The organism is Novosphingobium sp. fls2-241-R2A-195 (assembly GCF_030209485.1).
Taxonomy (GTDB): Bacteria; Pseudomonadota; Alphaproteobacteria; order Sphingomonadales; family Sphingomonadaceae; genus Novosphingobium; species Novosphingobium resinovorum.
In genome coordinates this window covers 20199-46436 of record NZ_JARVRY010000042.1, presented here as the reverse complement: position 1 = coordinate 46436, position 26238 = coordinate 20199, and the positions used below count along the sequence as shown (strand labels likewise).

Sequence of the window (26238 nt, the reverse complement as noted above, 5' to 3'; positions counted from 1 at the left end):
GCTCTCGTCGTGGACGATGAACCGCTCGTACGCGCGAGCACGGCCGACATGCTGGTCGATCTCGGGTTCGAGGTCGTGGAAGCTGCTTCGGGTCACGAAGCGCTTGCGCTCATCAGATCCGACGTCCGCATCTGTGTCATGATCAGCGACCATCTCATGCCCCACATGACGGGGGTCGAACTGGTAAGCGCGGCTCTCGCTATCCGGCCGTCGCTGCCGGTTCTTATCGTCTCGGGGTATTCGGACGCGATCGGCTTTGCATCGGACCTGCCGCGATTGAGCAAGCCGTTTCGGCAGGCAGAACTGTCGATCGCGCTTGAAAAGATCATGCCGGCGAAGGAAGCCGGTCCAATCATTGTGAAGGTGGTAGAAGAACCGTTCGGAACTCCGACCATCCCCATTTCCTGACAGCGTCACATGAATGATCAGTTGCGCTAATTGGACCGCTTCGGCTATCCTTTTACGCCTCACTTTGTCAACGCGACCTAGAATGTCGGCTTTCAGGCCTAGGCACAACGCCGATGATAGACTGGCATGGGTCGAAACTGTAAAACGCGCCTTCAGTACGGCTGTCAAATGACTTCTCTCCGGGCATCCGTAATTGCAAAGGCCAGTAGTTTCTTACAATCGACGATAAGCGGAAACTAGCCGGTCAAGCCCTTGGCAAATGCCTGCCAGCCGGGCGTGGCATTAAGCAGGATCCGCAGCGCTTGCGTCGCGACGAAGAACCCACCGCCCCATAGCGTCGCGGGATGCAGCTTGCCGCGCGATCGAATGTCGTAGATCACCAGGGCGGTGAGGAGGACATCGGTCAAGACGATGCCACCGATCGCGGGAGCGAGGCCGACATGGGTAAAGCGCGTGATCCGCGCGAGTGGCGTCGTTAATATCGCCGCTGTCCCGAGCAGCATCAATCTCTTGTGCCAGGCGGCACGCTGGCGCAGCATCAGGGCCGTACCAACGAGTACCGCAAAGGTGAAGATTGCGCCGAGCGGGAAAATCAGGGGTGGGCCTTGAGGCGGAAGATGATTGGCTGTGGCAACTTGCTTGGTGATGATCGCTGTCGCGACGCCCAGCGGCACCATCACCAGGCCCAGTGCCAATGCTACAACCCCGACGATTCTGTGAATGTCGGCGCGCCCGGCGGCTATCAGTCCGGTTTGCGTTAAATAGAGCAAGATCCAGCCCGTGAACGCCAAACCGTGGAGGTGCAGCAACGTGGACATCGGCTTGGCGCCGAACATGGGCGCTAGGTAATAGCTTGGCGCGAAGCCAACAAACGTGGCTATAGCGATAACGCACGCCATCGTAGCGAAGAATCGTCGTTCATCCGTAAGGTGTGTCGGAGCCCCTTTCGTCAGTGCTACCATGTTTTCCTCCAGTATTACGGGAGAGATCTGCACACCTTGACAGAGGTTCGCAGCTATAATCTCTAAATATCAGTGCCATATCAATACAATGCTACTGCATTGAAAAGTGATTAATCTCAGATTCGATCTATTATATCAGATTGACCGAATTTTCGACATAGAATCCGACTTGCGACTTGCGACTTGCCCTGTCGTTCGATTAAATCACTGATGCTAGCGATCGGCTGGCTAGATCGGGGCACAGCAGCAGCTATTTCTGGCTAGTACTCTAAACCTTCTATTCCGCTTGCGGAGTTCTTGCGCAGTGCGTGGGACAAAAGCGGACGTGCCGATCTCGATAGTATTCCCGCGCCTACAGCGAACCACTCGCGTGCGCCTCGGGATTAATTTGGAAACGATTGCCCGGAAATAAGCAGTGTAGTTGGTCTGAAGAAATTTTAACATGGCCGTTCGACCCATGTTGGAGCATAACTGCCAGAGGTGTGTTCCCAGGCCTATCCGTTACTTGGTTGGTAAGGCAACTATATCCACCGCGTGCCGGGGGTCGGTGAAACAGGTCCCTGCTGCGGCTCTCTTCTGGCTGCTGAGGTGGGAGGCCATGCGGCTCGACCCATATCGGAGGGTTGTCGTCAAAAGTGCATAGTCGAGGGCGGTGGGTATGTACTCAGGCCTTGTGAGGCGCGGCGACTTGCAGGGGATCGCCGCGCCGTCCTACGTACACTTGTGACCGGATTGTCCTGTAATTTCATGATATTGGAGATGCTTCGGCGCGTTTACTGTGATCCGAAAGGAGATTCGGTATGCGCCAGGGTACTTATACATTGACCAAGGCTGAGATGGTTGCTGCCATCCAGCGGGACGCTGGATTGTCAGCCTCAGGCGCTTTGGCAATAGCCGAAGGAATTCTTGCGCAAATGGCTGAAGCGCTTGAGCGAGGCGAAAGCGTCAAGATCACGCATTTCGGCACATTCGCACTCCTCGACAAGCGTGCTCGGATCGGTCGTAATCCCCGAAGCGGTGAAGCGCATACCGTCTCGGCGCGCAGGGTTGTCACCTTTCGGCCCAGTGAGGCATTGAAGAGCCGTGTCGCTCGGCCGCTGCCAAACGCCGCCGACAAATAAGGGCCGGTTCAATCGCCTCTTTCGGATAACCGGCATTCGCTGCGGCGAACTCTTCTGCTCTCGCGCGTTACATCAATGACATAGCGAGAGGAGAAGAAAATGATGTCGACCACCGAACGTGCGCGAATGCACGACGACTTGAAGAACGTCGGCCTTCGCGCTCAGGCCACCGCCGCCGGGCTGGTCCAGCTCTGCAGGGAACTCACCGCCGCCGGCGTGTTGGACCAGGCTGCCGTCGATCGCGTGAAGCACGCGATAGCCGACGAGATCGCGCTGACGGCACCTCGGCCAATTCCGCGTGCAAGTTTCCGCGAAGAGGTTTGCGAGCGGCTGGACGCCCTGTTCGCCGGTGATGAGAAGGTTGGGCCCGCCGAACGGCTGTCGTTCGCCACGCAGGATGAGAGTTGATAATGTCTTGGCGTATTGGCGCGGACACAGCTCAATCATAACTGCGGCGCAGTTCCGCCAGTCCAGCGCCATCGTTGGTACGGGCGCGGTTTCTTGTGTTCGCCGTTTGCAGGCATGCACCGGTGTGATCTCGAATGTCGAACTGGCGGGCGTAAATGCACCGGCCGATTAGAGCGGATTTCGACTGGTATGAATCGGCAGGGATTCCCTACGATAGCGTTTTGTGAATCATAATCCGTGCTCGTGAAGGAGGCTGGCATGGATCGGTCACCCGCTTTCGATGGATTTGCACTCGCGGCTTTTGGCAGCGATCGATACCGGATTGAGCTGCCGGGCGGCGGCGGCGCGATTTGGCGTTGCCCCCTCGACGGCGATCCGTTGGCATGCGCTTCGGCGCGACACGGGCGCCTTTGCCGCCAAACCGCAAGGCGGTGAGGTGCGTTCGCGCCGGATCGAGGAGCAAGCGGCGGAAGTCCTCTCTGTATAGGAGGCGCGGAAGGACGTTTCGCTGGGAGAACTACGGGTGGAGCTGGCCGCAACCGGACTGACCGTCTCGGTAGCGGGACTTCATCGGTTTTTCGTGCGCCGGGGCATGACGCGCAAAAAAAGACTGGCCACGCAATCGAGCAGGACCGTCCCGACGTCCTGAAGCAGCGGCATGATTGGTTCGAGAGGCAGGTCGATCTCGAACCAGGACGCCTGGTCTTCATCGATGAAACTTGGACCGCCAACAACATGACCCGCAGTCATGGCCGCTGTGCCAAAGGCGAGCGACTGCGGATGGGTTTCCCTCACGGGCACCGCAAGACCACCACGCTGGTCGCGGCTCTGCACATAACGGGCATGGTCGCACCGATGGTACTGGACGGTCCCATCAACGGCGATTAGTTCGAGGCCTACGTGGCCCAGGTTCTCGTAGCTGAACTGCGGCCCGGTGACGTCGTCATAATGGACAATCTATCGAGCCATAAGCGTCCGGCTGTCCGGGATCGGATCGAAGCAGCAGGTGCGACACTGCGCTTCCTTCCGCCCTACAGCCCGGACTTCAATCCGATCGAGAAGGCCTTCTCCCGCCTCAAGGCCTTGCTCCGGAAAATCGGCGAGCGAACGGTTGGCGGTCTGTGGAGCCTCATCGGCAAGCTCGTCGACATCTTCCAGCCCGCCGAATGCGCCAATTACTTCAGCTCTTGCGGATATGATCCAGACTGATCGAAATCCGCTCTAGAGCGCGGCAGTGGAGCGCTGGGCCCACCGCATCAGCTCGCCAGTAAGCATCGATTGCTGAGAGCTCGAGCGCCGGGTATGGCGGCCGAGGAGGATCCAGTAAAACAATGGGAGAGGGATGCGGGCGACGAAAATTGTCATATTCAGCGCAAGATCAATAATGTACCGTGCATTTGCGACCCGAAGGGCTCTGCAGCCCTTACAAAACTGGCCCGGTCCTCTCTGAGTGCCGGGCCTTCTTGTCCTATCAGTCGGCCGGTGCCTTTTCTGTAGCACCCTGGTCTGGCCCGGGGCGCTGAAGAATTTTCGTGCTCGCACCCACGATCGCCATGCCGAGAAGAAAGATGAGGATCATTCCGCCGACAATGTACCGCAGGTTCTTCGGCTTGCCGCCTTCGTGACCGCCGGCGGGCGTAATGGTATCTTGGTCGCGATGGGGCAAGGAAATCTCCGTGGCAATGATGGCGGTCGTGGGGGAAGTGGCCCGACCGCTTACCGATGAGAGCGATTGCCGGGCCACAGGTGCAGGAACACCCGTTTACTCAAAGAGACGGACTGAAAATTCGTTCCATGGATGACAGCGTGAAACGTTTGCCGCACGAACTCTACAATCGCTGACTGGGACTGCGGCAAGGAAATGGCCTATCATCGGGGCCTTACGCTGGCGAGCAATCTTGAAGTCTATCCGTGCGATTTGCAGTCGCCCTGGCAGCGCGGCTCCAACGAAAACACCAATCGTGTGCTGCGGCAGTATTTTCTTATCGGAGCCGATCTGCGGCTATACAGCCAGGCCAAGCTGAGTGCCGTTGCACGGCAACTCGGCGAATGACCGAGGAAAACGCTCGAATACCAAACGCCCGCGGAGCGCCTTCAAGCTTGTATTGCCTCCACTCGTTGAACTCACCGCCGAGTGCGATCATTCACGCTTTGCATAAGGTGCCCCGCAGTCTCCATCCAGTTGGCGAAGGAAGGCTGCTGCTTGCGCGAGGGTGGCTTGCTGATCTGCTTCTGATTGCCGATCCCAAGTGCGGTAGGGCATGGCCAGCCGATAGTTTGCGCCCAGCTTATCACGATGAAGGGCGAGGAAGTTCCAGTACAGGGCATTGAACGGGCATGCATCTTCGCCAATCCGCTCTTTGACGTTGTAGCGGCAAGTACCGCAGTAGTCCGACATCCTGTTGATGTACGCGCCTGATGAAACATAAGGCTTTGATCCAAGCAGCCCGCCATCGCCAAACTGGCTCATGCCCAGCGTGTTGGGCAATTCCACCCACTCATAGGCGTCGAGATAGATTTCGAGATACCACAGATGCACCTGCTTGGGATCGGCGCCGATCAGCAGTGCGAAATTGCCCGTTACCATCAGCCGCTGGATATGATGCGCGTGCGCCGTCGCGAGCGTTTGCCCGATCGTTTCCGACAGACAATGCATCTGGGTGTCGCCGGTCCAGTACCAGTCCGGAAGCGCCCGGTCATGTTCCAGGAAATTGCGATCGACATAGCCGGGGCCTTCACGCCAGTAGATGCCGCGCATGTACTCGCGCCATCCGATGATCTGGCGGATATAGCCTTCGACCGAATTGAGCGGGGCACGGCCCTTGCGATATTCGGCTTCAGCGCGGCGGCACAAGTCGAGCGGGTCGAGCAGTCCCGAGTTGATGTAAGGCGACAGGATCGAGTGCCACAAGAAGCGCTCGCCGGTCAGCATCGCGTCTTCATAGTCGCCGAATTGCGGCAGTGCGTTTGCGAAAAAGCTGGCGGCTTGGCGTTCGGCGTCTGCGGCGGTCACAGCATAATTGAAACTGTCCAGATCGCCCGGATGGTCGGCAAACCGGTCTTCCACCAGTGCGATGACCTCGCGCGTGATCGCGTCAGGCGTAAAGCTCAGCGGACGCGGCATGAGCAGGTCGGCCTGCGCGGGCTTCCGATTGTCCTTGTCGAAATTCCAGCGCCCGCCAGACGGTTTGCCATCGTCCATCAACAGCCCGGTCTTCCTGCGCATTTCGCGATAGAAGAACTCCATCGTCAGTTCGCGCCGGTCGCTTGCCCATGTATCGAATTCGCCGTGCGAGCACACGAATCGCGTGTCCTTGCGGATCTCGACCGGCACGCCGAACAGCGTTTCCCAGCTATCCAGCATAGCGGTGACGCGCCATTCTCCCGCCTCGGTGACGACGATCCGTTCAGGGTCATGCCGTTGGATCGCCCGAGCGACCTCGCCTGTAAAACTGCCGCTGTTTTCAGGATCATCCAGCCGCAGATAGTTCACGCGCCATCCTGCTTCCTCCAGAGCCTGGGCATGATGGCGCATCGCTGAGAGAACGTAGGCCAGCTTGGTCTTGTGGTGGCGAACGTAGGTCGTCTCATCGGCGACTTCCATCATCAGCACGACGGCATCGCCGGGGTCAGCCCCGCGCAGCGACGACAGAGCGAGCGACAACTGGTCACCCAACACGGGAATGAGCGTTGTCATGGCTGCTCCATCTCCCCTACCCCGCGGCAGCGATCCGAGCAGAACTTGACTTTGTCCCAGTCACGCGCCCATTTTTTTCGCCACGCGAACGGCCGCTGGCAGGAGAGGCATATCTTGGTCGGCAAAGTCAGCTTGTGGTGCGGCATGTGGTCTCAACGCACCAGATGCAGGTTGGAAGCAAATTAAGACTGACCAGCTCGTCGCTCCGGCCATTCTTAGGGGCGCCGTCTCAGACATCTGACTGGCCGCAAGCAGGTACCGCACGTCAGCGGCATCGGACGAGGTGATGCCGCTGGCGAACTTTTCAGGGGATCAGCCGATCGGCGCGCAGCCGCTCGAACAGGGCGAGAAACGCATCGTCGGTGGGCTGATAGGCGGTGAAGCCCAAACGCCGGCTCTTGGTCATATCGGCCACGACCTCGATCGGCCGGCCCAGATCGGCGTCTGTATGCCATGGCGAGGCCAAGCGCGCGAGATCGGGCTCTGTGAGGCCCTCGCGAGCAGCAATCTCACGCCACAACCCTGCATCATCCGCCATCTGCTGCTCCAAAGGCCAAACTTTGCCGTCGAACGGTGCAGCCTCGATGCCGAACCAGTCGGCGATGCGGCTCCACATCCACTGCCAGCGGAAGATGTCGCCGTTGACGACGTTGAACGCCTGGTCATGCGCCGCATTCGTCTCTGCCGCCCATAGCAAGTGGCGCGCGAGTTGCGCGGCATCGGTCATGTCCGTGAGCCCTGACCATTGCGCAGCAGAGCCCGGGAAAGCGAAGGGTCGTCCGGTCTCACGGCATAGCGTCGCGTAAACGGCTAGCGTCGTGCCCATGTTCATCGCGTTGCCGACAGCCAGCCCGATTACAGTGTGCGGGCGATGGACGCTCCAGGTAAAGCCGTCGCGCGCAGCTGCCGCGAACACCTCGTCTTCCTGGGCGTAGTAGAAATTTTCGACGTCGAGGCGGCCCTGTTCCTCGCGAAACGGTGTCTGTGGCAGAACACCTTTGCCATAAGCCTCGAACGGCCCGAGGTAATGCTTCAGCCCTGTAACCAGCGCGACGTGACGGGAACCGCCGGGTTTGGACAAACCATTCAGCAGATTACGCACCATCGCTGAATTGACGCGGATATTCTCCGCCTCGCTGTCCTGCCTCAGCCACGTGGTGATGAACACCGCGTCCGGGACGATGCCGTGCAGTGCCTGCGCGGTGGCGAGGGGATCCTGCAGATCCGCGGCAATCGGAAGCACCCCGGATTGAGCATTGGGCCGCCGCGCCAGGCCTTGGACAGTCCAACCCTGTTCGACCAGAAGCCGCGCTGTTGCACTGCCGACTATGCCGCTTGCTCCTACCACCAATGCCGTCTTCGCCATGTGTATCTCCTTGTTGCGTGGGACCTAGGCATTGGCGCCTCCATCTTCTAGACGGCACCATTCACTCACCCAGGCACCAAAAGGTAACCACATGCAGCCCGGAACGTCGGACGACGAATGGCGAGAGGATTGCGCGCCCCGCCGCGTGCTGGAGCTTTTCGCAACGAAGTGGACCAGCATGGTCCTTCACACTCTCCACGCCCGTCACGGCGGAACTGCGCGCACCGGTGTGCTTCTGCGCAGCCTGCCTGGGATCTCCAAGAAGATGCTGACCCAGACGGTGAGGGATATGGAGGCCAGCGGCCTGCTGGCCCGGCATGTGCAGAGCGCGATACCGCCGATGGTGGAATATAGCCTCACCGATCTTGGCCGCAGGTTCGTCGAGCCGGTCGAACTTCTGTATGGGTGGGGCCGCGACAATACCGATGCTCTGGATCAACTCGTCCCGCGCCCGAGTTCACGCCGTTCCTGAAAAATGTGGCCGCCGTTGCAACGCTCGGGTGTTTGACTATCCCGATGACTGCTTGCATCCGGCGCGGCTTGCGGCTTTCACGGCAAAGCTCCTCGACCGATATCGTCGGGGCCTGCGCTCCGCAATGACGCTCGACCTGCGCGCCAGGGCGCTCTATTTGCGAGGCCATGCTGCATGTCGTCCATCATCCCGGTTACGCGGTCGAGACCGAGCGCACGGGCACTTTTCCGCATGACAAATATGCGCTGGTCATGCGGTTGCTGGGCGAAAGCGGCGTACCGATGACGGTCCATGCGCCCGAAGTCATGCCGCGAGAATGGCTCGACGCTGTCCACGACCCGGCCTATGTCGCGCAAGTCATCGGTTGCGTGGTGCCGGCGGCCAAGCAGCGCCGGATCGGTTTCGCGATCGACGAGCGGATTTCCCGGCGATCGCAGCTTTCGCCCGGGGGAACGTGGCTGGCGGCGAAGCTGGCGCTACAGCACGGATATGCGGCAAATTCCGCTGGCGGCAGCCATCACGCCCTCGCCGATACCGGCGCGGGCTATTGCGTCTTCAACGACCTGGCGCTTGCCGCCAACAGACTGATCGAAGAGGGGGACGTATCGCGCATCCTGATCCTTGATCTCGATGTGCACCAGGGCGATGGTACTGCGGCGCTGACCGCAGGGCGCAGCGACATCTTCACGCTGTCCATTCATGCCGAGAAGAATTTCCCCACCCGCAAGGCGCGTTCTTCACTGGATGTCGGACTACCCGACGCAACGGGCGATGCCGGCTATCTGGAAGCTCTGGCCGGATCGCTGCCCATGGTCCTCGATCGGTTCGTGCCGGACCTGATCTTGCTGCAGGCAGGCGTCGATGCCCATGCGGACGACAAGCTTGGCCGGCTGTCCCTGACCGACGAAGGCCTCGCGAGCCGCGACCGCTATGTGGCGACAGAGGCGAAGCGGCGCGGCATTCCCTTGGCAAGCACCCTGGGCGGTGGGTACGGCGCGGACCGCGAAGCCGTGGCCTTGCGACACGCGCGAACGATCCTCACCCTTTCCGCCGCCATCGCGGCGAGAGACGTCGCCTGATTGCGCGGGTTTACCGGGCCGCCTTCCTCTCGGCATCGAGCCGCTCGACCAGCCTTTCGATCTCGTCGGGATTGAGAACCCAAGTGCGCGTTTTGCGGCCTTCGCGGAACACGGGCTGCGTCAGAAGGATGCGCGCCTGCTCCTTGGCAAAAGGCTGGAAGAGCGCGAAGTGCATAACGCATTCGAGCATCAATCCGATTACCGGCGTCTTGCCATCCAGATCGATAAGCGTTGCGGGCTGGTCCCAAGGGATGTTCATCATAGAGCGCGCCTATCGCGGATTATCAAGAATGCAAAGGTTCAGTACCTTCTCCCGCACTACCGCAGAATGCCGCGACCTCCTGACGTCAGTCCCGTTGGCCGATTGCTTTGTACCATCCGCAGCGCGATGGGCGTAAAGATCAGCAAGGCAGGGCTACACTTCCAGAACCGGACAGGCCGCAGCTTGGGATAAGCAATTGGCACCTGAACGTCCCGTATGGATCGGTTCACATGGCTAGCGAGACACCATTAAGAAGTCGGGAACGGCGGGGATTGGTAGATAAGCGGCGGGACGAGCGCACCGGGCGTTCCGATCACCACATGCTCATAAATTGCCGCAGCGATCGTACTGCGGCCCAATGTCTCAGTGGCCAATTGTAGAAGCAGGAGTGAAGCAAGGCCCAGCCACCACGCGGGATGCACCTTCCCGTAGCGCCGCTTGTCCCGCACGATGCCCGCCACCGGAAATGCGATCATGCCAATGAAGACTGCCGTCAGCATCGAATACATCAGCATCGGGGCGGGCAACAGCCTTCCAAATGAAGGGCCCATGATAGCTGCCATGCCGCATATGATCAGGCGTGGATGCCACTCGCGATCGCGCCGCTTTACCACGCCACCGATCAAAAGAGACGCGAACAGCATCACGCTGAGCGGGTTCATCAATAAAAACTGCGCCGGCAGGAAGAAGAAGGGTACTGCCGCCTTTTGAACGCTCAATACCGTTGACAGGGTCCCGACCACAACCATGGCCACAGCCCAGCCAACGGCCAGCCACCCTAATTTGCGATGAAGCCTGATCGATCCGGTTGCGGCGAGGGACACCTGCGAGACAAACAGCAGGACCCAACCCATGAATAAAATTGCGTGGAGATGCACAGAAAAGGGAGCGCGAAAGGACGATATGCCCATTGCAGCAAAGAACGAAAACGCGCTGACATTAATGAGCGCCATGACGATGGCCGTGATAGCAAAGAAACGCGTCTCCGCCGCGAAGAACTGCCGATTTGCAATCGCTGTGCCCATTGCGCCCCGCCCCCGCAGCTTGACCCTCACTTACGGCCCTATATTACTACAATCCTTCCCATGCGTCGAGCAGTTGCCGCGGCTTGCTGAGCGGCGGCCAGGACGCTCCGAACGTCAAGAGCGTGTCACCTCGCCCAAGCTTGGCTACCGGCAGCGCGGCTAGGTCTTCCCACGTCATCGTGTCGTACCCTGCATCAGGAGACTAGCCCTCGCCTGCCGCTGATGCCTTGGAGAAGCGCGCCATCGAGTCAGTGATAATGACGTCGGCGTGAAGCGGGGGATGAGGCCAGCGAAAGGCCGTGCGGCTACATTCATCGCGCGCGAGCCTCGTTCCATGCCCTTGCGCTGAAGCGCCAATACCGAATTCGGAACCGATCTATACCCTCGGCATTTTCCGGTTCGGAAAATGCCACATACTCCACGCAACCAAGCAGTGATACGACACCACAAACGGCTTATGACCACGGAACATGCCTCTACTCGATCGACCCAGATCGTCACCGCCGCCGACACGGAGAATGAGCCGAACAATGCGGACCAACAGGCTCAATGGGCGAGCCGGGTCATGCAGGCGTACCGAGCCTCGCTCGTGAATGTTCACCGGCAACTTGCTCCCTTGCGCACCTGACGATTGGGTTTGGCGCACAGGGTGGCAGGCCTCCCATACTGCTCGCATCTCGAAGAGTCTTGTCGGGTCCGCGATAACGGGGGTTGTCGCTCAGCGGAAGGGGGTTCTGGAACGGCTAAATCATTCCGGGTGGCATTCATTCAAAGCCCGCGTGCAACCGTTGCCGGTTCGCGGAGTTGACGGCAGCACAAAGAGCAATGTGAGGTGAGGTAAATGGCTGATCCCAATCCGTCGCACGCGACCACCGTCGTCGAGACTCGCCGCAGTTCCGGAGCGAGTGTTGTCATCGCGATCGCCGTGCTTCTCGCCGTGATTGCAGGCGTTTTCTTCGTGAGCCAACTCACTAGCAGCGAGACTGCGAAGAACAACGCGATCACCAACGCCGCCGACAGCATGAGCAATGCCGCGGACAAAGCCGGCGACGCCGCTGAAGGCGCAACCAAGTGACACTGCGGGCGATCCGGCGGGCCGTGGCAAGGAACGATCGGCAGCGGCCTGCGTTTTTCGCCACCACTACAATCTCGATGTCGGGCAGTGGTGTTGAGCGTCACTAATTGTGTGCTAGTTGCCGCCGCCACTGTTGTGTGGGGCGATTCGATGTGTGGGTCTCTTCCACCGAGGCACATGGCGGCGTAGCCGGCGGGTTCAATTCCCGCCCACCGCCTTTCCCTTTCGCGGGACGATGTGAGAAGATTTCTCACATCCCTGCGGTCCAGCCATGACGCCGTCTCGCTTCGGATTGGCTCTTTTTGGCGGACGTCGGCACCGCACGTTTGCCCATGAGTCCGCAGTTGCAGGTGTCAAGGTTGACGCTGTATTCGTAGGTGGCCTGCAGCACCGTGACCTGGTCCAGTAGCCGCTTCTCGCGCTTGAGGATACCGGGCACGTTCCCAAACAGGAGGGCGAGGATCGGACTGTCGTTGTAAGCCTCGAGCAGCAGTCAGACGCCGTGCTGGGTGAGGCGGTGGGAGCTTAGGATTACCTCGGGAAAATCCACCTTGCGTGGACGGCCCCGGCGCCCCGGCTTGGGCAGCAGGGGCGCTAGGCGACCCCATTCTCATCAGTCAGATCACTGAGATAACCCGACGCCGAAGTCGGCGAGGACGATCCTTGCGCCGCGCTCGGCGAAGGCCATCGCCGTGCCGCCACCGATCCCACCTCCGCCCCCGGATAAGAAGACGATCCGTCCGGTTACGTCCATCTTTGTATTGCCACGTTGTAATTGATCAGAAATCGACCGGGGCACGCGTCACGCGCATCGCCTCGCGAAGGGGGCGGTGCCTGTCCTCGTCTGCCCCCTGCACGTCGATCACGAGGGAGATGTGGAGATGTGGGCATAATTCAGAAAAAGGTCCAGCAAGCAGCGCTCTCCCTCGTCGAGGTTCCGCAGCGGCTTGGCGTCGAGTTGCTTGCGCCCTCCTTCGATGAGGGGAGTGCAAGCCGCATGGAACGCGGCGCGTTCGGCGCGCGGATATGCTCCCCGCAGCGCGGCGCGGTCTGCAGCGGTGCGGCCGGCCCAGTTCGCCGCAAAAGGTTCGAGGGCTTCGAAGCCGGCGGGCAGGTTCGCGGTCATCGTGCATTTTCCGCCTGATGGCGCTCAACCGCAGCGGCGACCTGCTGGTATAGATGGCGGCACAGGACTTTCTGGGTCTGGAAATGGATATGCTTGAGCGCGCCGCTGCTCCATGAATCGCATAAAGGTGAGAAATTGGCAACCTTGAGGTCGGAGCCGCCTCTGCAAAAGTGCTCAATGATCCAATAAATGCTGTGCCCCAAAGTTTTCGTGATCAATCGTATTGACATGACTCCTCAATCTGAACACTCATATATCTCAACGAATGAGTGATTGACGATCCGAAATACTTCCAGGGCAGAGAACATGCGATCGAGTCTTTGTCCGATCCGTTCACGAATATTATCCGCTTCGTCCAACTACTCCATGGCGCTGTTATTTATATAACCTTCAACAAGGTTCGCTTCCGGACCGTCATGCCGAATGTTGCGGCACTCGCTGAAACCGCATCTCGGTGCAGTTCGTCAGTTCAAACATCGATCAGGTTTCGTGCCCGCATCAGAGCCTCGGGGTCGGGAGCCCTGCCAAGAAAAGCGTAAAAGGACGCCATTGGAGCACGGGTGTCGCCGACGCTCAGGATCTCTTTACGGAACCGCTCTGCCAGGCGGGCGTCGAAGATGCCGCCTGAGGCTGCGAAAGCCTCAAAAGCGTCCGCGTCGAGCGTTTCGGACCAGGCATAGCTGTAATACGCGCTCGCATAGCCGCCGTCGAAGATATGTGTGAAATAGGGAAGGCGATGCCGCAGACCGACTGCCGGGGGCATGCCAAGCCTTTCAAGCTCAGAAACGACGAAAGCGCGCGGATCTGCAGAAGCTTGCTCGCAGGTGTGAATGGCCAGATCAATCAGCGAGCAGCCGATGAGTTCGGTCGTGGCGAAACCCTGTCCGTAGCTGAGTGCACTGCGGATCGCCTCGATCAGCGTCTCGGGCACGCCGAACCCGGACAAGACTTCCTTGCTGACGATCCAGTTTTCCATCAGCTTGCTCGGGAATTCGACAAAGTCGCGGGCCACCGCCGTGCCCGACTGGCTGGGGTAGGTCACCCGCGAAAGAAGGCCATGCAAGGCATGGCCGAACTCGTGGAACAGCGTGCGCGCCTCGTCGATCGACAGGCGCGTGGTGCCAGTGTCCGGCGGCGGCGCACCCGCGAAGTTGGCAACGAGATAGACGACCGGAAGCACTGCTCCATCCATCGCTTCCTGCACGCGCAAAGTGCCCATCCAGGCCCCGCCGTGCTTTTCCGGCCGGGCAAGATAATCGGTGAACAGCAATCCTACAGGGCCAGTTGCCTTGTCTCGGACCTCCCAGGCCCAGACATCGGGATGATAGCCGGGGATGTCCTCGCGACGCGTGAAGCTCAGTCCGTAAAGCCTGGCAGCCGTATCGAAGGCCGCCTGCCGGACAGCGTCCAGACGCAGATGCTTCGCCACCGCGGCGCCGTCCAGGGCATAGCGGGAGCGGCGCACCTGTTCGGCGTAGAAGCGCCAGTCCCACGCAGCGAGTGTGAAGGCGCCGCCTTCAGCATCGATCAGCGCCTGCAGCTCGGCCGCCTCCTCCGCGGCGCGGCGCTTGCCGGGCTCCCACAGCTGCTCCAGCAGAGCAAGCGCGGCGGCAGGCGTGTGAGCCATGCTGTCCTCCAGCGCATAATGCGCATGGTCGGCGTACCCGAGCAGGATTGCCCGCTCGTGCCTGAGCGCCAGGATTTCAGCGATGATGGGCCAGTTGTCATGTTCCCCGCCATTGCAGCGCCCGGTAAAGGCGCGCCACAGCTTTTCCCGCAAATCGCGGCGCGTGGAAAAGCTCAGGAAGCTTTCATAGTCGGTGCGATCAAGGGTCACGTGGAAGCGGCCCGGAGCGCCTGCTGCTGCTGCCCGCGCGGCAGCCGCGTCACGTTGGGAGGGAGGCAGCCCGGCGAGGTCATCCTCGCCAAGATCCAGAATCCAGTCGGCGGTTGCCGCCAGGACGTTATGGCCGAACTTCACGGAGAGATCTGAAAGTCGGGACTGAATTGCGGCAAAGCGTTCCTTGTGCTCAGCCCCCAGAGCCGCGCCGCTTCGCCGGGCGCCGGCGTAACTGGATTCGACCAGCCGCACTTGCGCCGGCGTCAGGCCGGCATCATGGCGTAACGCATGGACTGCAGCGATGCGCTTGGCGAGCGCGGCATTATGGTTGATCACGGTGGAATGAGCGCTCAGCAGCGCCGAGACCTCGGCCTCGATAGCGCGGATGCCCGCCGCTGCGTGCGCTGAGGATAGTGTCCAGAACAGGCGGCGGACCCGGCCAAGCGCTTCTCCCGACCGCTCCAGAGCAGCGATGGTGTTCTCGAACGTCGGCGTTTCTGCCTGTTCCGCGATCCCGATCACTTCCGCGCGGTGCCATGCGGTCGCGACCTTCAACGCGGGCAGGAAGTCCTCCGCCCGCACCAGCGCAAACGGCGGGGCGCCGAGCGGGCCGTCCCACGGACGCAGAAGCGCATTTGTCAGATGATCATTCAACGGACTGGACCTCGTCGGTGTATACGTCGAAGCGCGCCAGGGTCGCTGGCCCGAACGCCGTCGTCAAGGCAACGTCGGTAGCATCGCGGCCGCGCGCCATCAGGATGCGGCCGATACGCGGTTTGTTGTGGCGGGCATCATGGGTATACCAGCTGCCATCGATGTAGACGTCGAACCAGGCGCTGAAGTCCATCGGCGCGTCGGCTGCCGGCACCCCGATATCACCCAGGTAACCCGTGCAGTAGCGCGCGGGAAGGTTCATGCACCGGCACAGCGTGATGGCGAGATGCGCGAAATCGCGGCAGACGCCCTGACGCTCCTGATAGCCGTTCCAGGCCGTCTTGTCGGGCCGGGCATAGTGGTAACCGAATTCAATGTGCCGGTGCACGAAATCGACGATCGCATCCACGCGGTCGCGGGCATTGCTGTAGTGCCCGAAGTTACTCCAGGCCACGTCCATGAGCCGGTCGGTTTCGCAATAGCGGCTGCCCAGCAGGAATGGCATAACGAAATCTGGAAGGTCCTCGACCGCCATTTGCGGGCCGTTGGCAGGACGCATGTCCGGCTCGCCGTTGTCTTCAATGACGAATTCGCAGGACAGGGTCACGCCGCCAGGTGGTATGCTGAGGCGCGTCGCGACGTTCCCAAAGACGTCCTCGAACTGATAGAGAGGAATGTCGGGATCGGCCAGCAGGCGCTGGGGCGTGCGCAGGTCCTGATGCCGCGAGGGGTGAAGGCTGAGCATCGCCATCATCGCGGTCTTCGTTTCGGTTTCAAATCGGATATCGTAGCCACAGCGGATCAGCATGGGTGTCACTTTCCTGAAGCGCCGGAGCGCCGGCTGTTTACGGCGCCATGGCCGATTGAAGGGAACTGGTCGGGATCGGCCCGGTGCACGTCGACGGTCACGTCCATGCCGAGGAAATTGGCGGGCAGGCCGAACCAGGTGCCCGACAGCGGCAACGCCTGGTAGGGATCGCGCGCTACTGCAACGCGGATGAGCCCGCGATTGCCGATGATCCCGTTGGTGGGATCGAACTCGACCCAGCCGGAGCCGGGCAGGAAGATGCGGACCCAGGCATGGGTATTGCCCCCGCCGACGACGCCCTCGGACCGGGACGGATTGTAGACATAGCCCGAGACGAACCGGGCCGCGAAGCCGAGCGCGCGAACCGCTTCGATCATCAGCACGGCAAAGTCGCGGCAGGTCCCTTGACGCTTCTTCAATGTCTCGATCGGCGTCTGGGTGCCCTTTTCATGACGCGGGACATAAGTGAAGTCCCGCTTGATGCTGGTCGCCATCTCGGTCAGCAGGGAAATAGTCCCGGTGCTTGCCTCGTCCTTGAGGAAAGCGCGCGCCCAGTTGTCGACAATGCGCTCAGGATCGAGGTGCTGGCGCTCAATCGAGCGCAGCAGGTCGGGCATGTCCTCTGCCGAATAGGTAAAGGGAAACAGACGCGCATAATTCTCGACGTCCACCTGCGTCTGGGCGAGCGGAGCATGCTCGAGTGTCGTCTCGCTGGTAATCGTCAAGCCTGCCGTGCGGCGCTCAAACGAGGCGACGGCAACGGAATTGCCGAATACGTCGTGCAGCCAGCGCAGTTCATTGGGCTCAGGGTCGATGATCAGGCGTGCGGACAGCAATCGCTGGTCAAACGCCTCGCGCGGCCGCATCATGATGCGATGTTCACCGAGCGAGACAGGCTGCTGGTAGCGATACAGCGTTGTGTGATGGATTGTCAGCAACGGCATGGTGGAACGTCCTGATGACCTGGCGCGCAAAAGGATGCGTGCTGGGTCCGCAAGACCCCGAGCCGTTTGGTATTTTCAACGCGGATGGAGCTTCACCGTTCCTGCTGATCGGCGATCATGCAGGATCGACGGTTCCATTTCCCTTGCAATCACTTGGTTTGCAGGCCGATGATTTCAGACGACACATAGCGATCGATATCGGGGTATTTGGCCTCGGCCAGGCTCTGGCCCTCCTGCTGGATGCGCCTTTCGTGCATCAGCCCTACTCGCGCCTAGTCATCGACTGCAATCGCTCGCCCGCACGGCCTGATGCCATCCCGGAGGTCTCGGATGGCACCCCCATTCCCGGAAACCGACATCTGAGTGACCGGGCCCGCGATGCCCGGGCCGCCGCGATCCACGGGCCGTATCATGCCGCGATCGCGGCGCTCCTTGATACCCGGCTTGCTACCGCCAAGGAGACGGTCCTACTGTCATTGCACAGCTTCACGCCCGAAATGGACGGGATGAACCGGCCTTGGGACGTCGGGGTCCTGCACGGTTCGGGACGGCCTGGGTTCGCCCACGCGCTGCGCGATGCACTCGCCGATCAGGCAGACCTCCTTACGCCATGGACGAGACCGACTACACGATCCCGTTCCACGCGTTTGCGCGGAATCTGAGCTACGCCGAGATCGAGGTGCGACAGGACCTTGTCGGCAACCCGTCCGGACAAGAAGCGTGGGCGACGCGTCTGGCTGATGCGGCACGACAAGCCGCTGAATTATCCTCGATGCGTGACGGCTCAGCGAAAGAACCTCCCGCTCCTGGGCAAGAACGCAGCCGGGGGCACATGGCTTGACGGCCAACTCCTGAACGAGACGGCCCTCATCGCATCAATCCTGCACTCCTCAGCGCATCTTCGATGACCTTGCGCACGCCGGCGGTGCGATGCGCATGCTGGTCATGGATAAAGGGACGGCGCGCGAAGATCGGCGGCATTGCATTGCCGACCAGGTCATTAGCCGGTTCCTGCTCGCGCGGCGCGGGCGCAGGCTTCGTTACAATACTGGCAGCCCTTCTCTCGCTTGCCTGAGCCAGTCCCCAGAAGCGGCAGATGAGCTGGGTCGAGGATATGTTCGCCTCCAGCATGTAGGCACCGCTGGCTCCGCAACCATCTTCGCTCAGGGTGTCGAGCGGAGTGCCGTGCCCCATGCCGTGGATGGCGTATTCCTCGATCACCTCGCGGCCGGATGCATCGGTCCAGGCACGGCGGGTATGGGCGCCGATAGTCTCGACATGATCCGGTGCCGTTCGCGCACCGTGCAGGGGGCGCCACTGGTCAATGATGGCCTGGGCATTGCCGTGGCTCACGGTCGCATCGGCAGTACCATGCCAGATTGAGAGCGTGGGCCACGGTCCCGCGTGGTCCGAAGCATCGCGAACCCGAGCCGTCAGTTCCAGGGCGCTCGGCATGCCGTGTCCGCGCATCCGGTCGAATGCCTGCGGAACCGTGGTGGCGCATGCGTAGGGCAGGCCAGCGATGATCGCGCCGCCTGCGAACACTTCCGGATAAGCGGCAAGCATGACCGCGGTCATCGCCCCGCCTGCCGACAGGCCGGTCACGAACACGCGGGCCGGGTCCAGTCCGTGCCGCGCAGTGACGGCGGCAACCATTTGCCGGATGGAATACGCCTCGCCTGCGCCCCGCCGATTGTCGCCCGGCGCAAACCAGTTGAAGCACAGGTTTGGGTTGTTCTGGCGCTGCTGCTCGGGGAATAGCACGGCAAATCCGTACCGGTCCGCCATGTCCGACCATCCTGCGCCGACGTCGTAGCCCCCGGCATTCTGCGTGCATCCATGCAGGACGACGACCAGCGCGGCGTTGGCCCCTAGAGTATGCGGGATGTACACGAATCCGCTCAGTCCTCCGGGGTTTGGACCGAAATCGGACAGCGGCGTCAGCCGGCTGCAGGTTGGGATAAAGCCATTTTCGGCTCTCGCGGCGCGCAGGGCTGCGAGCCGGCTGATCGTGTCGGATATCTTGCGCATGCCAGTTCCTTCGGGTCAGGGCCGCTGTGCGGCTGTGTACGCCAATTTATGCTGCACTGCACAATAAATGGAGGAGAAGCGGACGAGCGCAAGACGTGATGCTGCAAAATTAGCCTGCGTTAAGACGTTTGATCAGCTGCGAGGACGCGGCGTCGGCAAATGGTTATCGCGCTCGCGAAGGCCGATGCACCGCGCTGAGGCATCCGAGGCCGCGTTGCTCACCGAGCACCTGTTCATCAAAGCCGGACCCCAGCGCCCTCCCGCTAATGCCGCAGCGCTATCTAACCTGATCTGCTACACATTGCGATCCTGCCTTCGAGCCTCCCGAGATGACCCCGCGTTCGTGGTTGAGCTGCGTGTGCACGCTCGCGCACCTTGAGGTAGGTGGCACGCAAGGCGAGATCAGGGTCAGCCGCCAACAAGCCGGCGCTTGCGCAAGGCAGGTACGCGCCCGTCTATGTCCGTGCACAGCTTCGACATTGAGGACTTGGATATCCCGGTAATGCCCATCGCCTGCACCGGTTCGGCGAGGCGGCGGGTGCTGACGCTGGCGATCCACGCTTCTGAATCACTGAGAACAGCGCCTTCCCGACAGTTTTGCGCGGGTTCAGGAAGCCGGGACAGCATGCACCGCGCAGGGACCTGTGGTTCGGGGCGGAGCCGATTCTACCGCTGCGCAGAGCGTGTCGGAAAAACCGGCCCGCGAACCTGCATCCTTGCGGCATCGAAGGGTCGCTGCAGAGAAACGATTTGCTCGTAGGATCCGCGCAGCCCGATATCTATTTCATGAGGATCGAGGATCGTCACCATCGCCTTGGGGGCATCGGTTCGACCAACGAATTGGCATTGCAGGTCAACATGGTGAACCCATTTTCCTGCGCCGTGGGCTGCCAGAACCCGGCCACGGCGAAGACAGGCTGATCCGTAACCGAAAACCACATCTCGCCTTTAAGGGGCGGCTTGCCGTCGCCAAGATCGTGCTTTTGCGGCGTAAATTCGCAGAATTCGGTAAGCGGCACCAAGCAACGGTTTTTCGGCCGCTCGGCGCCCCTCTTTCACTGCCGCAACGACAAGTTGCGCACGTTGGTCATCGGATACGACGCCTTGCCCCCCCCAGGACGTCCCAATTCATTATGTCCAATGCCCGCACCCCGTGCTGTTCGCGGACGACGTACGCTCTTCCCTTGGGCCGAAGCTCTTGAGGATCGAAGCGGTTGTCGCGCGGGCGCTCGCTGAAGAGCTCGGCGACCGATCCCCAGATGCACTGGTGCTTGCCATCCTCGCATTTCAAATGTTGCCCTGTTTTTCCATCGGAACCTCGTCGCCCGGCGCGAAGTAGAGCGCGGCACATTCCGCTCGCAAACATCTGCCTTCGAGAGCAAGGTCGTCACGAAATGCGTCCTTGATAAAGTCCATCGTGTCGAGGTGACGATCCTCGAAATACATCTGGTGAACGTCGCCGCGACCCGCGCCATAGACTATGCGACCGACCTTGGCCCAGATCGAGGCCATCGTGCACATTCCGCACGGCTGAAGGGTCGAGTATAGCGTCGCGCCGCGAAGGTCCATGTCGCCATGCGCCGGCCCTGCTCTGCGGAAAGCCACCATTTCGGCGTGGGCGGTGGCGTCGCAAGTCTCGTCGGTCATATTAATCCCCCGGGAGAGCTCGCGACCATTCAGCACAATGATGGCCGCAATCGGCGTGTCCCGCGGCGTCGTTCCTTTCGTTTTTGCCAATTGAATGGCCGCACGCATCCAGGCTCTGTCGTTGTCGTCGAACATGGCGGCTTAGACGCCCGCAGGCCGCAGGCCAGCCCCGGCCGTACCAGAACTTGCCGGCTCGTCGCGGGAGTAGGTCCCGATCAGCAAGCCAGCGGCCAGGACTTTGCCATGTATCGCATCGAGAAACGCGGAGCGCCCCGGGTTTGCTCCAACAACTGGGATGTGGGAGACCGCGAAAAGCTGGAATACGTAGTCATGTACGCCGTGGCCCTTGGGAGGATTTGGCGGCAGCCAGCCTTCCGCCAGATAACTGTTTCGGCCTACGTCGCTGCCGTCCGCTGCGCCATTCCCGTCGGGCATGACCGCACCCTCGGGCAGCCCTCCAACATCGGGCGGGATATTCCAGACAAGGCCATGCACCAGCGGATTGGGGGCCGGTGCATCGGGATCCTCGACAAGTAGCGCCAAAGATGCTGTCCCTGCTGGTAGAGGTCCCCAGCTCAGCGGCGGTGAAACGCCCTCCCCGTCGGCAGTGAACCTGATCGGGAGGCGCTGACCGTCTGCGAATGCGGGACTCGACAGAGGAAAAAGGCGATCATTCACGTCTTCGCGAACGATTGCCAGTTTCGAGTGTCCGGCGCGGACATCCTTGAGCAAGCTCCCCAGCCAGGCAGGTACGTGTTCGAGCATTTCGTCATCCTTTCCTCATCGGGCGATGAGACTTCCGGCCTTCTCGATGGTTCGCCGCACGCGGCCCTTACATCAGACGAACAGGCCCCGTTGCTTGGTCTGCATGGACCGTCCGGTCATGCCTTTGCAGGTAGGCATCAACATGGGCGACAAACGCGCTTTTGAAGGCCACGAGATCAACAGTGCGCCAGGAAACCTCGTCCCTTATGCCTTCGATCCGGCCCACCAGAACGTCCTGGTCTCGGCAGTACATGATCGGCGTCGTGAAGCCACGATGGTGCAGGCGATTGGCGGCGACGAGAAGGGAGTTTTCGATTTCAGGCATCGCTTCGGTAACGCACAAGCTTAAGGATGGTCCCAACGGGCATCCGAATTTACTGACGATGCACGGATTTTTCTCCTGCTCCAGCACGCGTGCTGGATGTCGCAAGCGCCGATCTGATCACAATCCAACCATGCGCGGCTCTTAATCACTACTGCAATTCAATCGCAATAGTGATTGCAGGCGGTTCGTGTCCGGCTACCCGGGAGGTGCTTGTATCAGGCGCGAATGCAGCACCCTCGAGAGCGACTTGATGCAAATTTGCAGGAATCGTCGCAGATTTGACCTTCAGCACCAACGAGGCTCTAGTCGCTGATGACGTCACGCGATACTATTTCGACTACGTTCGTCTCGGCAGTGCTTCGCCCCTCGCCACATCAAATGGGCGTAGCGAGATTGAAGCTTTTGCGAAGGTATTTACTAACCAGATAAACGCCTTCTATCCCAAGAAACCTTTACAGAGCGCCGGCACTTATACGCGAAGTGGCATCACCTGCACTGCCTTCACCTTCGGTGACGGAAAGGTCGATTGGTCAGGGTCTGAGGAATTGGCCGGTCGCCTTGATCACCTTCTGCGGGTCAATCGCGGTCAATCACTAGCTATGAGCCGGGTTGCTAGAATCTATGACGGAGAGTTCATATTCCTCCTGAAACCAGATCGGCTTAGGTACTGGCTCTCCTCGACGGCTCTGCGCGATGCCGATGAAGTGCTGAACGATTTGCGAGCACAGGGCTTCTGATGCTCGCAAATAACCAGCCCACGGTTTCGATGGGCATGCTCACACCGACTCTGCATAGGCCTGGATCTTGGCTGGATGCCGTTATCGACTTCATCTTGATCCAATTACCCCTCTGGCGAGATGAACCTGGGCGCCCGCCGATCGACGGAGAGAATGCTCTTAGCGCACAGTTGACCTCTTTTCTTACTAGCGCCTGCACGATGGCTTCTGGCTTCGACATGCTCCAGTTCAAACAGGAAGAGCCAGATTCCGGTAAAGACGGGCGGCGAAAAATTGACGTTGCGGTCCACCCAAAAGGGGCGGTCATCTCAATAAATGGACGAAGCCACAGCCACTACAAAATGTTGGTGCCGATCGAGTGCAAGCGCTTGCCTAAGCCGACAGCAGGTGAACGGCGAGAATACCTCCACCGGATCAGCAACACCACAGGTGGGGTGCAGCGTTTCAAACAAGGCCTCCACGGTAGCGATTATGAACTCGCTGTTATGATCGGCTACGTTCAAAGAGACACGATCCCTGACTGGCACAAGCGGATTGAGCGCTGGGTCCGCGTCCTGGCAAGGGCCAAGGTCGCGTTGTGGAGCATCGCAAACGCCGTCAGCTTGAACACGCACGATGCCACCGCGAGAACCGGGTCGTTCATATCAAACAATTCACGATCCAACGGCCTTGCGCCAATACGCTTGCGTCATCTCTGGATAGAAATGACATAAACGACGCGGCTGGGCAGCTTCGGTATCGATCGCCTGAAAAGATAATCCTTCGAAATGGACCGGATTAACCTAGACAGGGTGGCCGGCAGCACATCAAGTGCAGAGAATGCAGTGGCACCTCCGTCTTAGTCAATGCAGACCACGGCTCGGCTATCACGGTTAAATCCTTGCGTTACAAAATCTAGCGTCGTGGCGGTCGAAACCTCCACAAACTTGGGTGCGATTTCGTTATCGCGATGTTGCCCCCTGCCTTGGCAGACCAGCCACGCATCACAGAACTGATGATGTTGTGATGACGCGCCCAGATCGCCTGTTTGAATCAAGTCTTCAATCTCAATGTGAGTATTTTCAACCGGAGAACCGTGAGACTGAAACGAAAGGAAAATTTCTGAAGGGCCAGTTAAGTGCCCGGAATAACGAGATCGGGCCAATTAAGTGCCTCGTTTCGTGACAAACAAGCCGGAATCCCTGCGATTCCAGGCCAAACTAAATGTCATCGGACACGCAGGGTGCCGGCGTCAGGATGCGGTAAGCAGCTCCGGCAGGTGCCTGAATGGCCCCATGTCAGAACGTGCGTGAAAGCGTCAGCCTCCAGTTGCGCGGATTGCCGGGGGTCACGCGGTCGATACCACCCGTGTCCGGGAAGTAGCGCTCGTCGAACAGGTTGGCGACGGTCAGCTGGAGGCCCCAGCCGTCACCCCTGTAGGTAAGCCCCGCATCGACCAGGGTATAGGCCGGCAACCAGAGCAGCACCGACCCGTCCGGGTTGACCGAATAGATGTCGCCGTTGCGCCTGCTGTTGTAGCTGACGCCCAGCGTCGCGCCCAGGCCGGCAAGCGGGCCGTCCTGCACCTCGTACTGCGCGAAGGCTCCGATGTTGTGCCGGGGCACGTTGGAGAGCGGCGCGCCGACGCTGAAGAAGTTGTCCTTCGTCACCATGGCATCGGTGAACGTGTAGGCAAAGTTGAGGCTGAGGCCATTGATCGGCTGCCATTGCATCTCGGCCTCGACGCCCCGCGCGCGCTGTTCTCCGGTGACGACCGAGAAGTCGAGGTAGACCGGGTCGGACGTGGTGACATTCTGCCGGGTCAGCTGATAGATGGCGAGGCTCCCGCTGAGGCGCGCGCCGTCAGGTGCGAACTTGACGCCCAGTTCGATGTTCTTGCCGCGCTCCGGCGGAACCGGACCGCCGATGGGATTGCCGTCTGCATCGAAGCCTACGACCTGCTGGCTGTAGAGCTGGGGCAGGAACGATTTCGACCAGCTGGCATAGGCATTCACGCCGGTCGCCAGCTTCACAGTCGCTCCGATCCGCGGGCTGAAGGCATCGTCCTTCTGCCCGGATGCTTCCGCCCAGTCGTAGCGCCCGCCGAGGGTCAGGGTAGCGAAATCTCCGAACTTCAGGTGATCCTGCAGGTAGATCCCGGTCTGGTGCGCCTTGCTTCCGCCGGGCGCGCCCTGCACGAAGCTGGTATCGTAGACCTCGTCGTAGTCGGGATTGGCGATGTTCAGCGGGAAATGCGTGGAATCGTAATCACCGGCGCTGAAATAGGTGCTGCGGTTCTGGCGATAGTCGATGCCGCCCAGCCACTCGTGCGTGATGCCGCCGATGCGGAATTTCCCGGTGAAACGACTGTCCACCGCAAAGTCCTTGTCGGTGGCATTGTAGGGCCCGTAGAAATAGCGGCCGATGGTGTCGGTCGGCTCATCGGAATAGTTGCCGTCCGCATCGATGAAGCCGGCCGCGAACATCCAGCGGTTCCAGTATTCTTTGCGACGCGTGTACCGCAGGGTCTGCGAGAAGTTCAGCGCCTCGCTGAAGCGATGGTCGAAGATGTAGCCTGCCTGTATCCGGTCGCGATTGTTGACGACGCGCTGGCTGCCCGCATTGTTGATCGCGAAGTCGTCGGGGATGGAAACGATGCCCGGCAGTACGGTGCCGTAAGCGGGAATGGGCGAGATCGGGCTGTCATGGTCGCGCTGGTAACGGCTCAGCACGGTCAGGGTCGTATCCGGGCCCGGCCGCCAGGTGATCGCAGGCGCCACGAAGATACGGTTGATGCCGGCATTGCGCACGAAGCTGTCGGCATCGCGATAAGTGAGGTTGATCCGTCCCAGCAAGGTGCCCGCGGCATTCAGCAGCGCATTGGCATCAACCGTGCTTTCCATCAGGTTCCACGAACCGGTCGACGCCGTGACCTTGAGGAACGCATCCTCGCGCGGGCGCTTGCTGACCAGATTGATGAGGCCGCCTAGCGGCGCCTGCCCGAACAGCATGGACGAAGGCCCCTTGAGCACCTCGACCTGTTCCACCGCCGAGAGTTCCTGATTGAAGCCCACGCCGGCCTCGTTAACGAGACCGTCGAGATAGACGCTGCCATAGGCTGCATCGAAGCCGCGGATCGTGTAGGCATCGTAGAATCCGTAAGTCGTGCTGCGAGAGACACCCGCGACCGTACGCAGCGCTTCCGACAGGCGGGTAACACCGCGCGCCTCGATGTCGTTGGCGGAGACGACCGAAATGGCTTGCGGCGTTTCCAGCGTCGGGATTGCGGTCTTCCCCGCCACTACCGGTGCTTCCAGATGCATGCCGGTGACGAGGATCGGATCCTGACTGCCCGGCTCGGTTTCCTGCGCCCTGGCGTTGGAAGCGGTGGCTGCGGCAGATACCGCAAGGCTCAGCAGCGCGAATGTCTTCATGATTCCCCCACAATTTTGCCGGCTCGTATCATATAATGATAATCAGTTGCAATAATATCGCCAACGGTTCTAT

The 26238-nt window shown here is 60.5% G+C and carries 25 protein-coding genes and 4 pseudogenes; 12 read left to right on the top strand and 17 right to left on the bottom strand.

Annotation, left to right across the window (positions count from 1 at the left end; genetic code table 11):
• The coding region (locus QRN25_RS25625; RefSeq protein ID WP_285022306.1) for a response regulator at positions 1–408 on the top strand (408 nt) is incomplete at its 5' end.
• A 236-nt stretch (positions 409–644) separates the two neighbouring features.
• Here QRN25_RS25625 and QRN25_RS25620 read toward each other — a convergent pair.
• Positions 645–1370, bottom strand: a complete 726-nt coding sequence (locus QRN25_RS25620; RefSeq protein ID WP_285022304.1) for a hypothetical protein — start codon at positions 1368–1370, stop codon at positions 645–647.
• A gap of 800 nt (positions 1371–2170) precedes the next feature.
• Here QRN25_RS25620 and QRN25_RS25615 point away from each other — a divergent pair.
• From QRN25_RS25615 to QRN25_RS25605, 3 genes and pseudogenes are all read left to right on the top strand, one after another.
• Positions 2171–2491 (top strand): integration host factor subunit alpha, encoded by a 321-nt coding sequence (locus tag QRN25_RS25615; RefSeq protein ID WP_285022301.1) that lies wholly within the window; start codon positions 2171–2173, stop codon positions 2489–2491.
• A 99-nt stretch (positions 2492–2590) separates the two neighbouring features.
• Positions 2591–2899, top strand: a complete 309-nt coding sequence (locus tag QRN25_RS25610) for a hypothetical protein (protein ID WP_285022299.1) — start codon at positions 2591–2593, stop codon at positions 2897–2899.
• 262 nt (positions 2900–3161) lie between these two features.
• Positions 3162–4108 (top strand): annotated as a pseudogene (locus QRN25_RS25605) (IS630 family transposase).
• 262 nt (positions 4109–4370) lie between these two features.
• On the opposite strand, the gene QRN25_RS25600 reads toward QRN25_RS25605, so the two are convergent.
• Complete coding sequence (locus QRN25_RS25600; RefSeq protein WP_285022297.1) at positions 4371–4565, bottom strand: hypothetical protein; 195 nt, start codon at positions 4563–4565, stop codon at positions 4371–4373.
• 146 nt (positions 4566–4711) lie between these two features.
• Here QRN25_RS25600 and QRN25_RS25595 point away from each other — a divergent pair.
• Positions 4712–5021: pseudogene (locus QRN25_RS25595) on the top strand (transposase); the annotation flags it as partial.
• Between the two features lie 18 nt (positions 5022–5039).
• Here the strand turns inward: QRN25_RS25595 and QRN25_RS25590 are convergent.
• The 3 genes from QRN25_RS25590 to QRN25_RS25580 all read right to left on the bottom strand — a co-directional run bounded on the left by QRN25_RS25590 (position 5040) and on the right by QRN25_RS25580 (position 7962).
• Positions 5040–6596, bottom strand: a complete 1557-nt coding sequence (locus QRN25_RS25590) for a cryptochrome/photolyase family protein (RefSeq protein WP_285022296.1) — start codon at positions 6594–6596, stop codon at positions 5040–5042.
• The gene (locus tag QRN25_RS25585; RefSeq protein WP_285022294.1) at positions 6593–6742 is read right to left on the bottom strand and encodes a DUF2256 domain-containing protein; all 150 of its coding nucleotides are present in this window, start codon (positions 6740–6742) and stop codon (positions 6593–6595) included. Before QRN25_RS25585 ends, QRN25_RS25590 begins: the two co-directional genes overlap by 4 nt.
• Positions 6743–6900: 158 nt before the next feature.
• Positions 6901–7962, bottom strand: coding sequence for an SDR family oxidoreductase (locus QRN25_RS25580; protein ID WP_285022292.1), 1062 nt, complete (start codon positions 7960–7962; stop codon positions 6901–6903).
• Between the two features lie 91 nt (positions 7963–8053).
• Between QRN25_RS25580 and QRN25_RS25575 the strand changes: the two genes are divergently transcribed.
• Positions 8054–8434, top strand: coding sequence for a winged helix-turn-helix transcriptional regulator (locus QRN25_RS25575; protein WP_285022290.1), 381 nt, complete (start codon positions 8054–8056; stop codon positions 8432–8434).
• Positions 8435–8601: 167 nt separating this feature from the next.
• Positions 8602–9513 carry a histone deacetylase family protein gene (locus tag QRN25_RS25570; RefSeq protein WP_285022287.1) on the top strand — a complete coding sequence of 304 codons (912 nt, stop codon included), beginning with the start codon at positions 8602–8604 and terminating at the stop codon, positions 9511–9513.
• A gap of 10 nt (positions 9514–9523) precedes the next feature.
• Here the strand turns inward: QRN25_RS25570 and QRN25_RS25565 are convergent, their stop codons facing one another.
• Together QRN25_RS25565 and QRN25_RS25560 are read right to left on the bottom strand one after the other, a co-directional pair.
• Entirely contained in the window at positions 9524–9775 is a 252-nt protein-coding gene (locus QRN25_RS25565) for a hypothetical protein (RefSeq protein WP_285022286.1), read from the bottom strand.
• Positions 9776–10023: 248 nt separating this feature from the next.
• Positions 10024–10800, bottom strand: a complete 777-nt coding sequence (locus QRN25_RS25560; protein ID WP_285022284.1) for a hypothetical protein — start codon at positions 10798–10800, stop codon at positions 10024–10026.
• 841 nt (positions 10801–11641) lie between these two features.
• Between QRN25_RS25560 and QRN25_RS25555 the strand changes: the two genes are divergently transcribed.
• Positions 11642–11875 (top strand): hypothetical protein, encoded by a 234-nt coding sequence (locus tag QRN25_RS25555; RefSeq protein ID WP_285022282.1) that lies wholly within the window; start codon positions 11642–11644, stop codon positions 11873–11875.
• 862 nt (positions 11876–12737) lie between these two features.
• On the opposite strand, the gene QRN25_RS25545 is transcribed toward QRN25_RS25555, so the two are convergent.
• The 4 genes from QRN25_RS25545 to QRN25_RS25530 all read right to left on the bottom strand — a co-directional run bounded on the left by QRN25_RS25545 (position 12738) and on the right by QRN25_RS25530 (position 17247).
• On the bottom strand, positions 12738–13001 hold the full coding sequence (locus QRN25_RS25545) for a hypothetical protein (protein WP_285022279.1): 264 nt from the start codon (positions 12999–13001) through the stop codon (positions 12738–12740).
• 469 nt (positions 13002–13470) lie between these two features.
• Positions 13471–15495 carry a M3 family metallopeptidase gene (locus tag QRN25_RS25540; RefSeq protein ID WP_350224270.1) on the bottom strand — a complete coding sequence of 675 codons (2025 nt, stop codon included), beginning with the start codon at positions 15493–15495 and terminating at the stop codon, positions 13471–13473.
• Positions 15488–16303 (bottom strand): transglutaminase-like domain-containing protein, encoded by an 816-nt coding sequence (locus QRN25_RS25535; RefSeq protein WP_285022307.1) that lies wholly within the window; start codon positions 16301–16303, stop codon positions 15488–15490. Before QRN25_RS25535 ends, QRN25_RS25540 begins: the two co-directional genes overlap by 8 nt.
• A gap of 5 nt (positions 16304–16308) precedes the next feature.
• Positions 16309–17247, bottom strand: a complete 939-nt coding sequence (locus tag QRN25_RS25530) for a transglutaminase family protein (RefSeq protein WP_285022275.1) — start codon at positions 17245–17247, stop codon at positions 16309–16311.
• 14 nt (positions 17248–17261) lie between these two features.
• Here QRN25_RS25530 and QRN25_RS25525 point away from each other — a divergent pair, with 14 nt between their 5' ends.
• Positions 17262–17909, top strand: a complete 648-nt coding sequence (locus QRN25_RS25525) for an N-formylglutamate amidohydrolase (protein ID WP_285022273.1) — start codon at positions 17262–17264, stop codon at positions 17907–17909.
• Between the two features lie 205 nt (positions 17910–18114).
• Here QRN25_RS25525 and QRN25_RS25520 read toward each other — a convergent pair whose 3' ends face one another.
• The 5 genes and pseudogenes from QRN25_RS25520 to QRN25_RS25500 form a co-directional block, all read right to left on the bottom strand.
• Complete coding sequence (locus QRN25_RS25520; RefSeq protein WP_285022271.1) at positions 18115–19278, bottom strand: extracellular catalytic domain type 1 short-chain-length polyhydroxyalkanoate depolymerase; 1164 nt, start codon at positions 19276–19278, stop codon at positions 18115–18117.
• A gap of 365 nt (positions 19279–19643) precedes the next feature.
• A pseudogene (locus QRN25_RS25515) lies at positions 19644–19910 on the bottom strand (transposase); the annotation flags it as partial.
• Positions 19911–19944: 34 nt separating this feature from the next.
• Positions 19945–20569 (bottom strand): annotated as a pseudogene (locus tag QRN25_RS25510) (SOS response-associated peptidase family protein).
• A complete protein-coding gene (locus QRN25_RS25505; RefSeq protein ID WP_285022268.1) occupies positions 20566–21060 on the bottom strand; it encodes a nucleoside deaminase in 495 nt (164 codons plus the stop codon). Before QRN25_RS25505 ends, QRN25_RS25510 begins: the two are co-directional and overlap by 4 nt.
• 6 nt (positions 21061–21066) lie before the next feature.
• The gene (locus QRN25_RS25500; protein WP_285022267.1) at positions 21067–21690 is read right to left on the bottom strand and encodes a YbhB/YbcL family Raf kinase inhibitor-like protein; all 624 of its coding nucleotides are present in this window, start codon (positions 21688–21690) and stop codon (positions 21067–21069) included.
• 118 nt (positions 21691–21808) lie between these two features.
• Between QRN25_RS25500 and QRN25_RS25495 the strand changes: the two genes are divergently transcribed.
• The 3 genes from QRN25_RS25495 (at position 21809) to QRN25_RS25485 (ending at position 23465) form a co-directional block, all read left to right on the top strand.
• Complete coding sequence (locus QRN25_RS25495; RefSeq protein ID WP_285022266.1) at positions 21809–22039, top strand: hypothetical protein; 231 nt, start codon at positions 21809–21811, stop codon at positions 22037–22039.
• Positions 22040–22293: 254 nt separating this feature from the next.
• Positions 22294–22752 (top strand): hypothetical protein, encoded by a 459-nt coding sequence (locus tag QRN25_RS25490; protein WP_285022265.1) that lies wholly within the window; start codon positions 22294–22296, stop codon positions 22750–22752.
• Positions 22752–23465 carry a hypothetical protein gene (locus QRN25_RS25485; RefSeq protein WP_285022263.1) on the top strand — a complete coding sequence of 238 codons (714 nt, stop codon included), beginning with the start codon at positions 22752–22754 and terminating at the stop codon, positions 23463–23465. Before QRN25_RS25490 ends, QRN25_RS25485 begins: the two co-directional genes overlap by 1 nt.
• Positions 23466–24029: 564 nt before the next feature.
• Here the strand turns inward: QRN25_RS25485 and QRN25_RS25480 are convergent.
• A complete protein-coding gene (locus QRN25_RS25480; RefSeq protein WP_285022261.1) occupies positions 24030–26165 on the bottom strand; it encodes a TonB-dependent siderophore receptor in 2136 nt (711 codons plus the stop codon).
• Positions 26166–26238: the final 73 nt, after the last annotated feature.

What these genes read in the sequence shown, in the direction of transcription:
- QRN25_RS25620 (WP_285022304.1), bottom strand. Translation starts at nt 1,370, where the DNA reads ATGGTAGCACTGACGAAAGGGGCTCCGACACACCTTACGGATGAACGA.
- QRN25_RS25615 (WP_285022301.1), top strand. Translation starts at nt 2,171, where the DNA reads ATGCGCCAGGGTACTTATACATTGACCAAGGCTGAGATGGTTGCTGCC.
- QRN25_RS25610 (WP_285022299.1), top strand. Translation starts at nt 2,591, where the DNA reads ATGATGTCGACCACCGAACGTGCGCGAATGCACGACGACTTGAAGAAC.
- QRN25_RS25590 (WP_285022296.1), bottom strand. Translation starts at nt 6,596, where the DNA reads ATGACAACGCTCATTCCCGTGTTGGGTGACCAGTTGTCGCTCGCTCTG.
- QRN25_RS25585 (WP_285022294.1), bottom strand. Translation starts at nt 6,742, where the DNA reads ATGCCGCACCACAAGCTGACTTTGCCGACCAAGATATGCCTCTCCTGC.
- QRN25_RS25580 (WP_285022292.1), bottom strand. Translation starts at nt 7,962, where the DNA reads ATGGCGAAGACGGCATTGGTGGTAGGAGCAAGCGGCATAGTCGGCAGT.
- QRN25_RS25575 (WP_285022290.1), top strand. Translation starts at nt 8,054, where the DNA reads ATGCAGCCCGGAACGTCGGACGACGAATGGCGAGAGGATTGCGCGCCC.
- QRN25_RS25570 (WP_285022287.1), top strand. Translation starts at nt 8,602, where the DNA reads ATGCTGCATGTCGTCCATCATCCCGGTTACGCGGTCGAGACCGAGCGC.
- QRN25_RS25565 (WP_285022286.1), bottom strand. Translation starts at nt 9,775, where the DNA reads ATGATGAACATCCCTTGGGACCAGCCCGCAACGCTTATCGATCTGGAT.
- QRN25_RS25560 (WP_285022284.1), bottom strand. Translation starts at nt 10,800, where the DNA reads ATGGGCACAGCGATTGCAAATCGGCAGTTCTTCGCGGCGGAGACGCGT.
- QRN25_RS25555 (WP_285022282.1), top strand. Translation starts at nt 11,642, where the DNA reads ATGGCTGATCCCAATCCGTCGCACGCGACCACCGTCGTCGAGACTCGC.
- QRN25_RS25545 (WP_285022279.1), bottom strand. Translation starts at nt 13,001, where the DNA reads ATGACCGCGAACCTGCCCGCCGGCTTCGAAGCCCTCGAACCTTTTGCG.
- QRN25_RS25535 (WP_285022307.1), bottom strand. Translation starts at nt 16,303, where the DNA reads ATGCTGATCCGCTGTGGCTACGATATCCGATTTGAAACCGAAACGAAG.
- QRN25_RS25530 (WP_285022275.1), bottom strand. Translation starts at nt 17,247, where the DNA reads ATGCCGTTGCTGACAATCCATCACACAACGCTGTATCGCTACCAGCAG.
- QRN25_RS25525 (WP_285022273.1), top strand. Translation starts at nt 17,262, where the DNA reads ATGACCTGGCGCGCAAAAGGATGCGTGCTGGGTCCGCAAGACCCCGAG.
- QRN25_RS25520 (WP_285022271.1), bottom strand. Translation starts at nt 19,278, where the DNA reads ATGCGCAAGATATCCGACACGATCAGCCGGCTCGCAGCCCTGCGCGCC.
- QRN25_RS25505 (WP_285022268.1), bottom strand. Translation starts at nt 21,060, where the DNA reads ATGTTCGACGACAACGACAGAGCCTGGATGCGTGCGGCCATTCAATTG.
- QRN25_RS25500 (WP_285022267.1), bottom strand. Translation starts at nt 21,690, where the DNA reads ATGCTCGAACACGTACCTGCCTGGCTGGGGAGCTTGCTCAAGGATGTC.
- QRN25_RS25495 (WP_285022266.1), top strand. Translation starts at nt 21,809, where the DNA reads ATGCCTTTGCAGGTAGGCATCAACATGGGCGACAAACGCGCTTTTGAA.
- QRN25_RS25485 (WP_285022263.1), top strand. Translation starts at nt 22,752, where the DNA reads ATGCTCGCAAATAACCAGCCCACGGTTTCGATGGGCATGCTCACACCG.
- QRN25_RS25480 (WP_285022261.1), bottom strand. Translation starts at nt 26,165, where the DNA reads ATGAAGACATTCGCGCTGCTGAGCCTTGCGGTATCTGCCGCAGCCACC.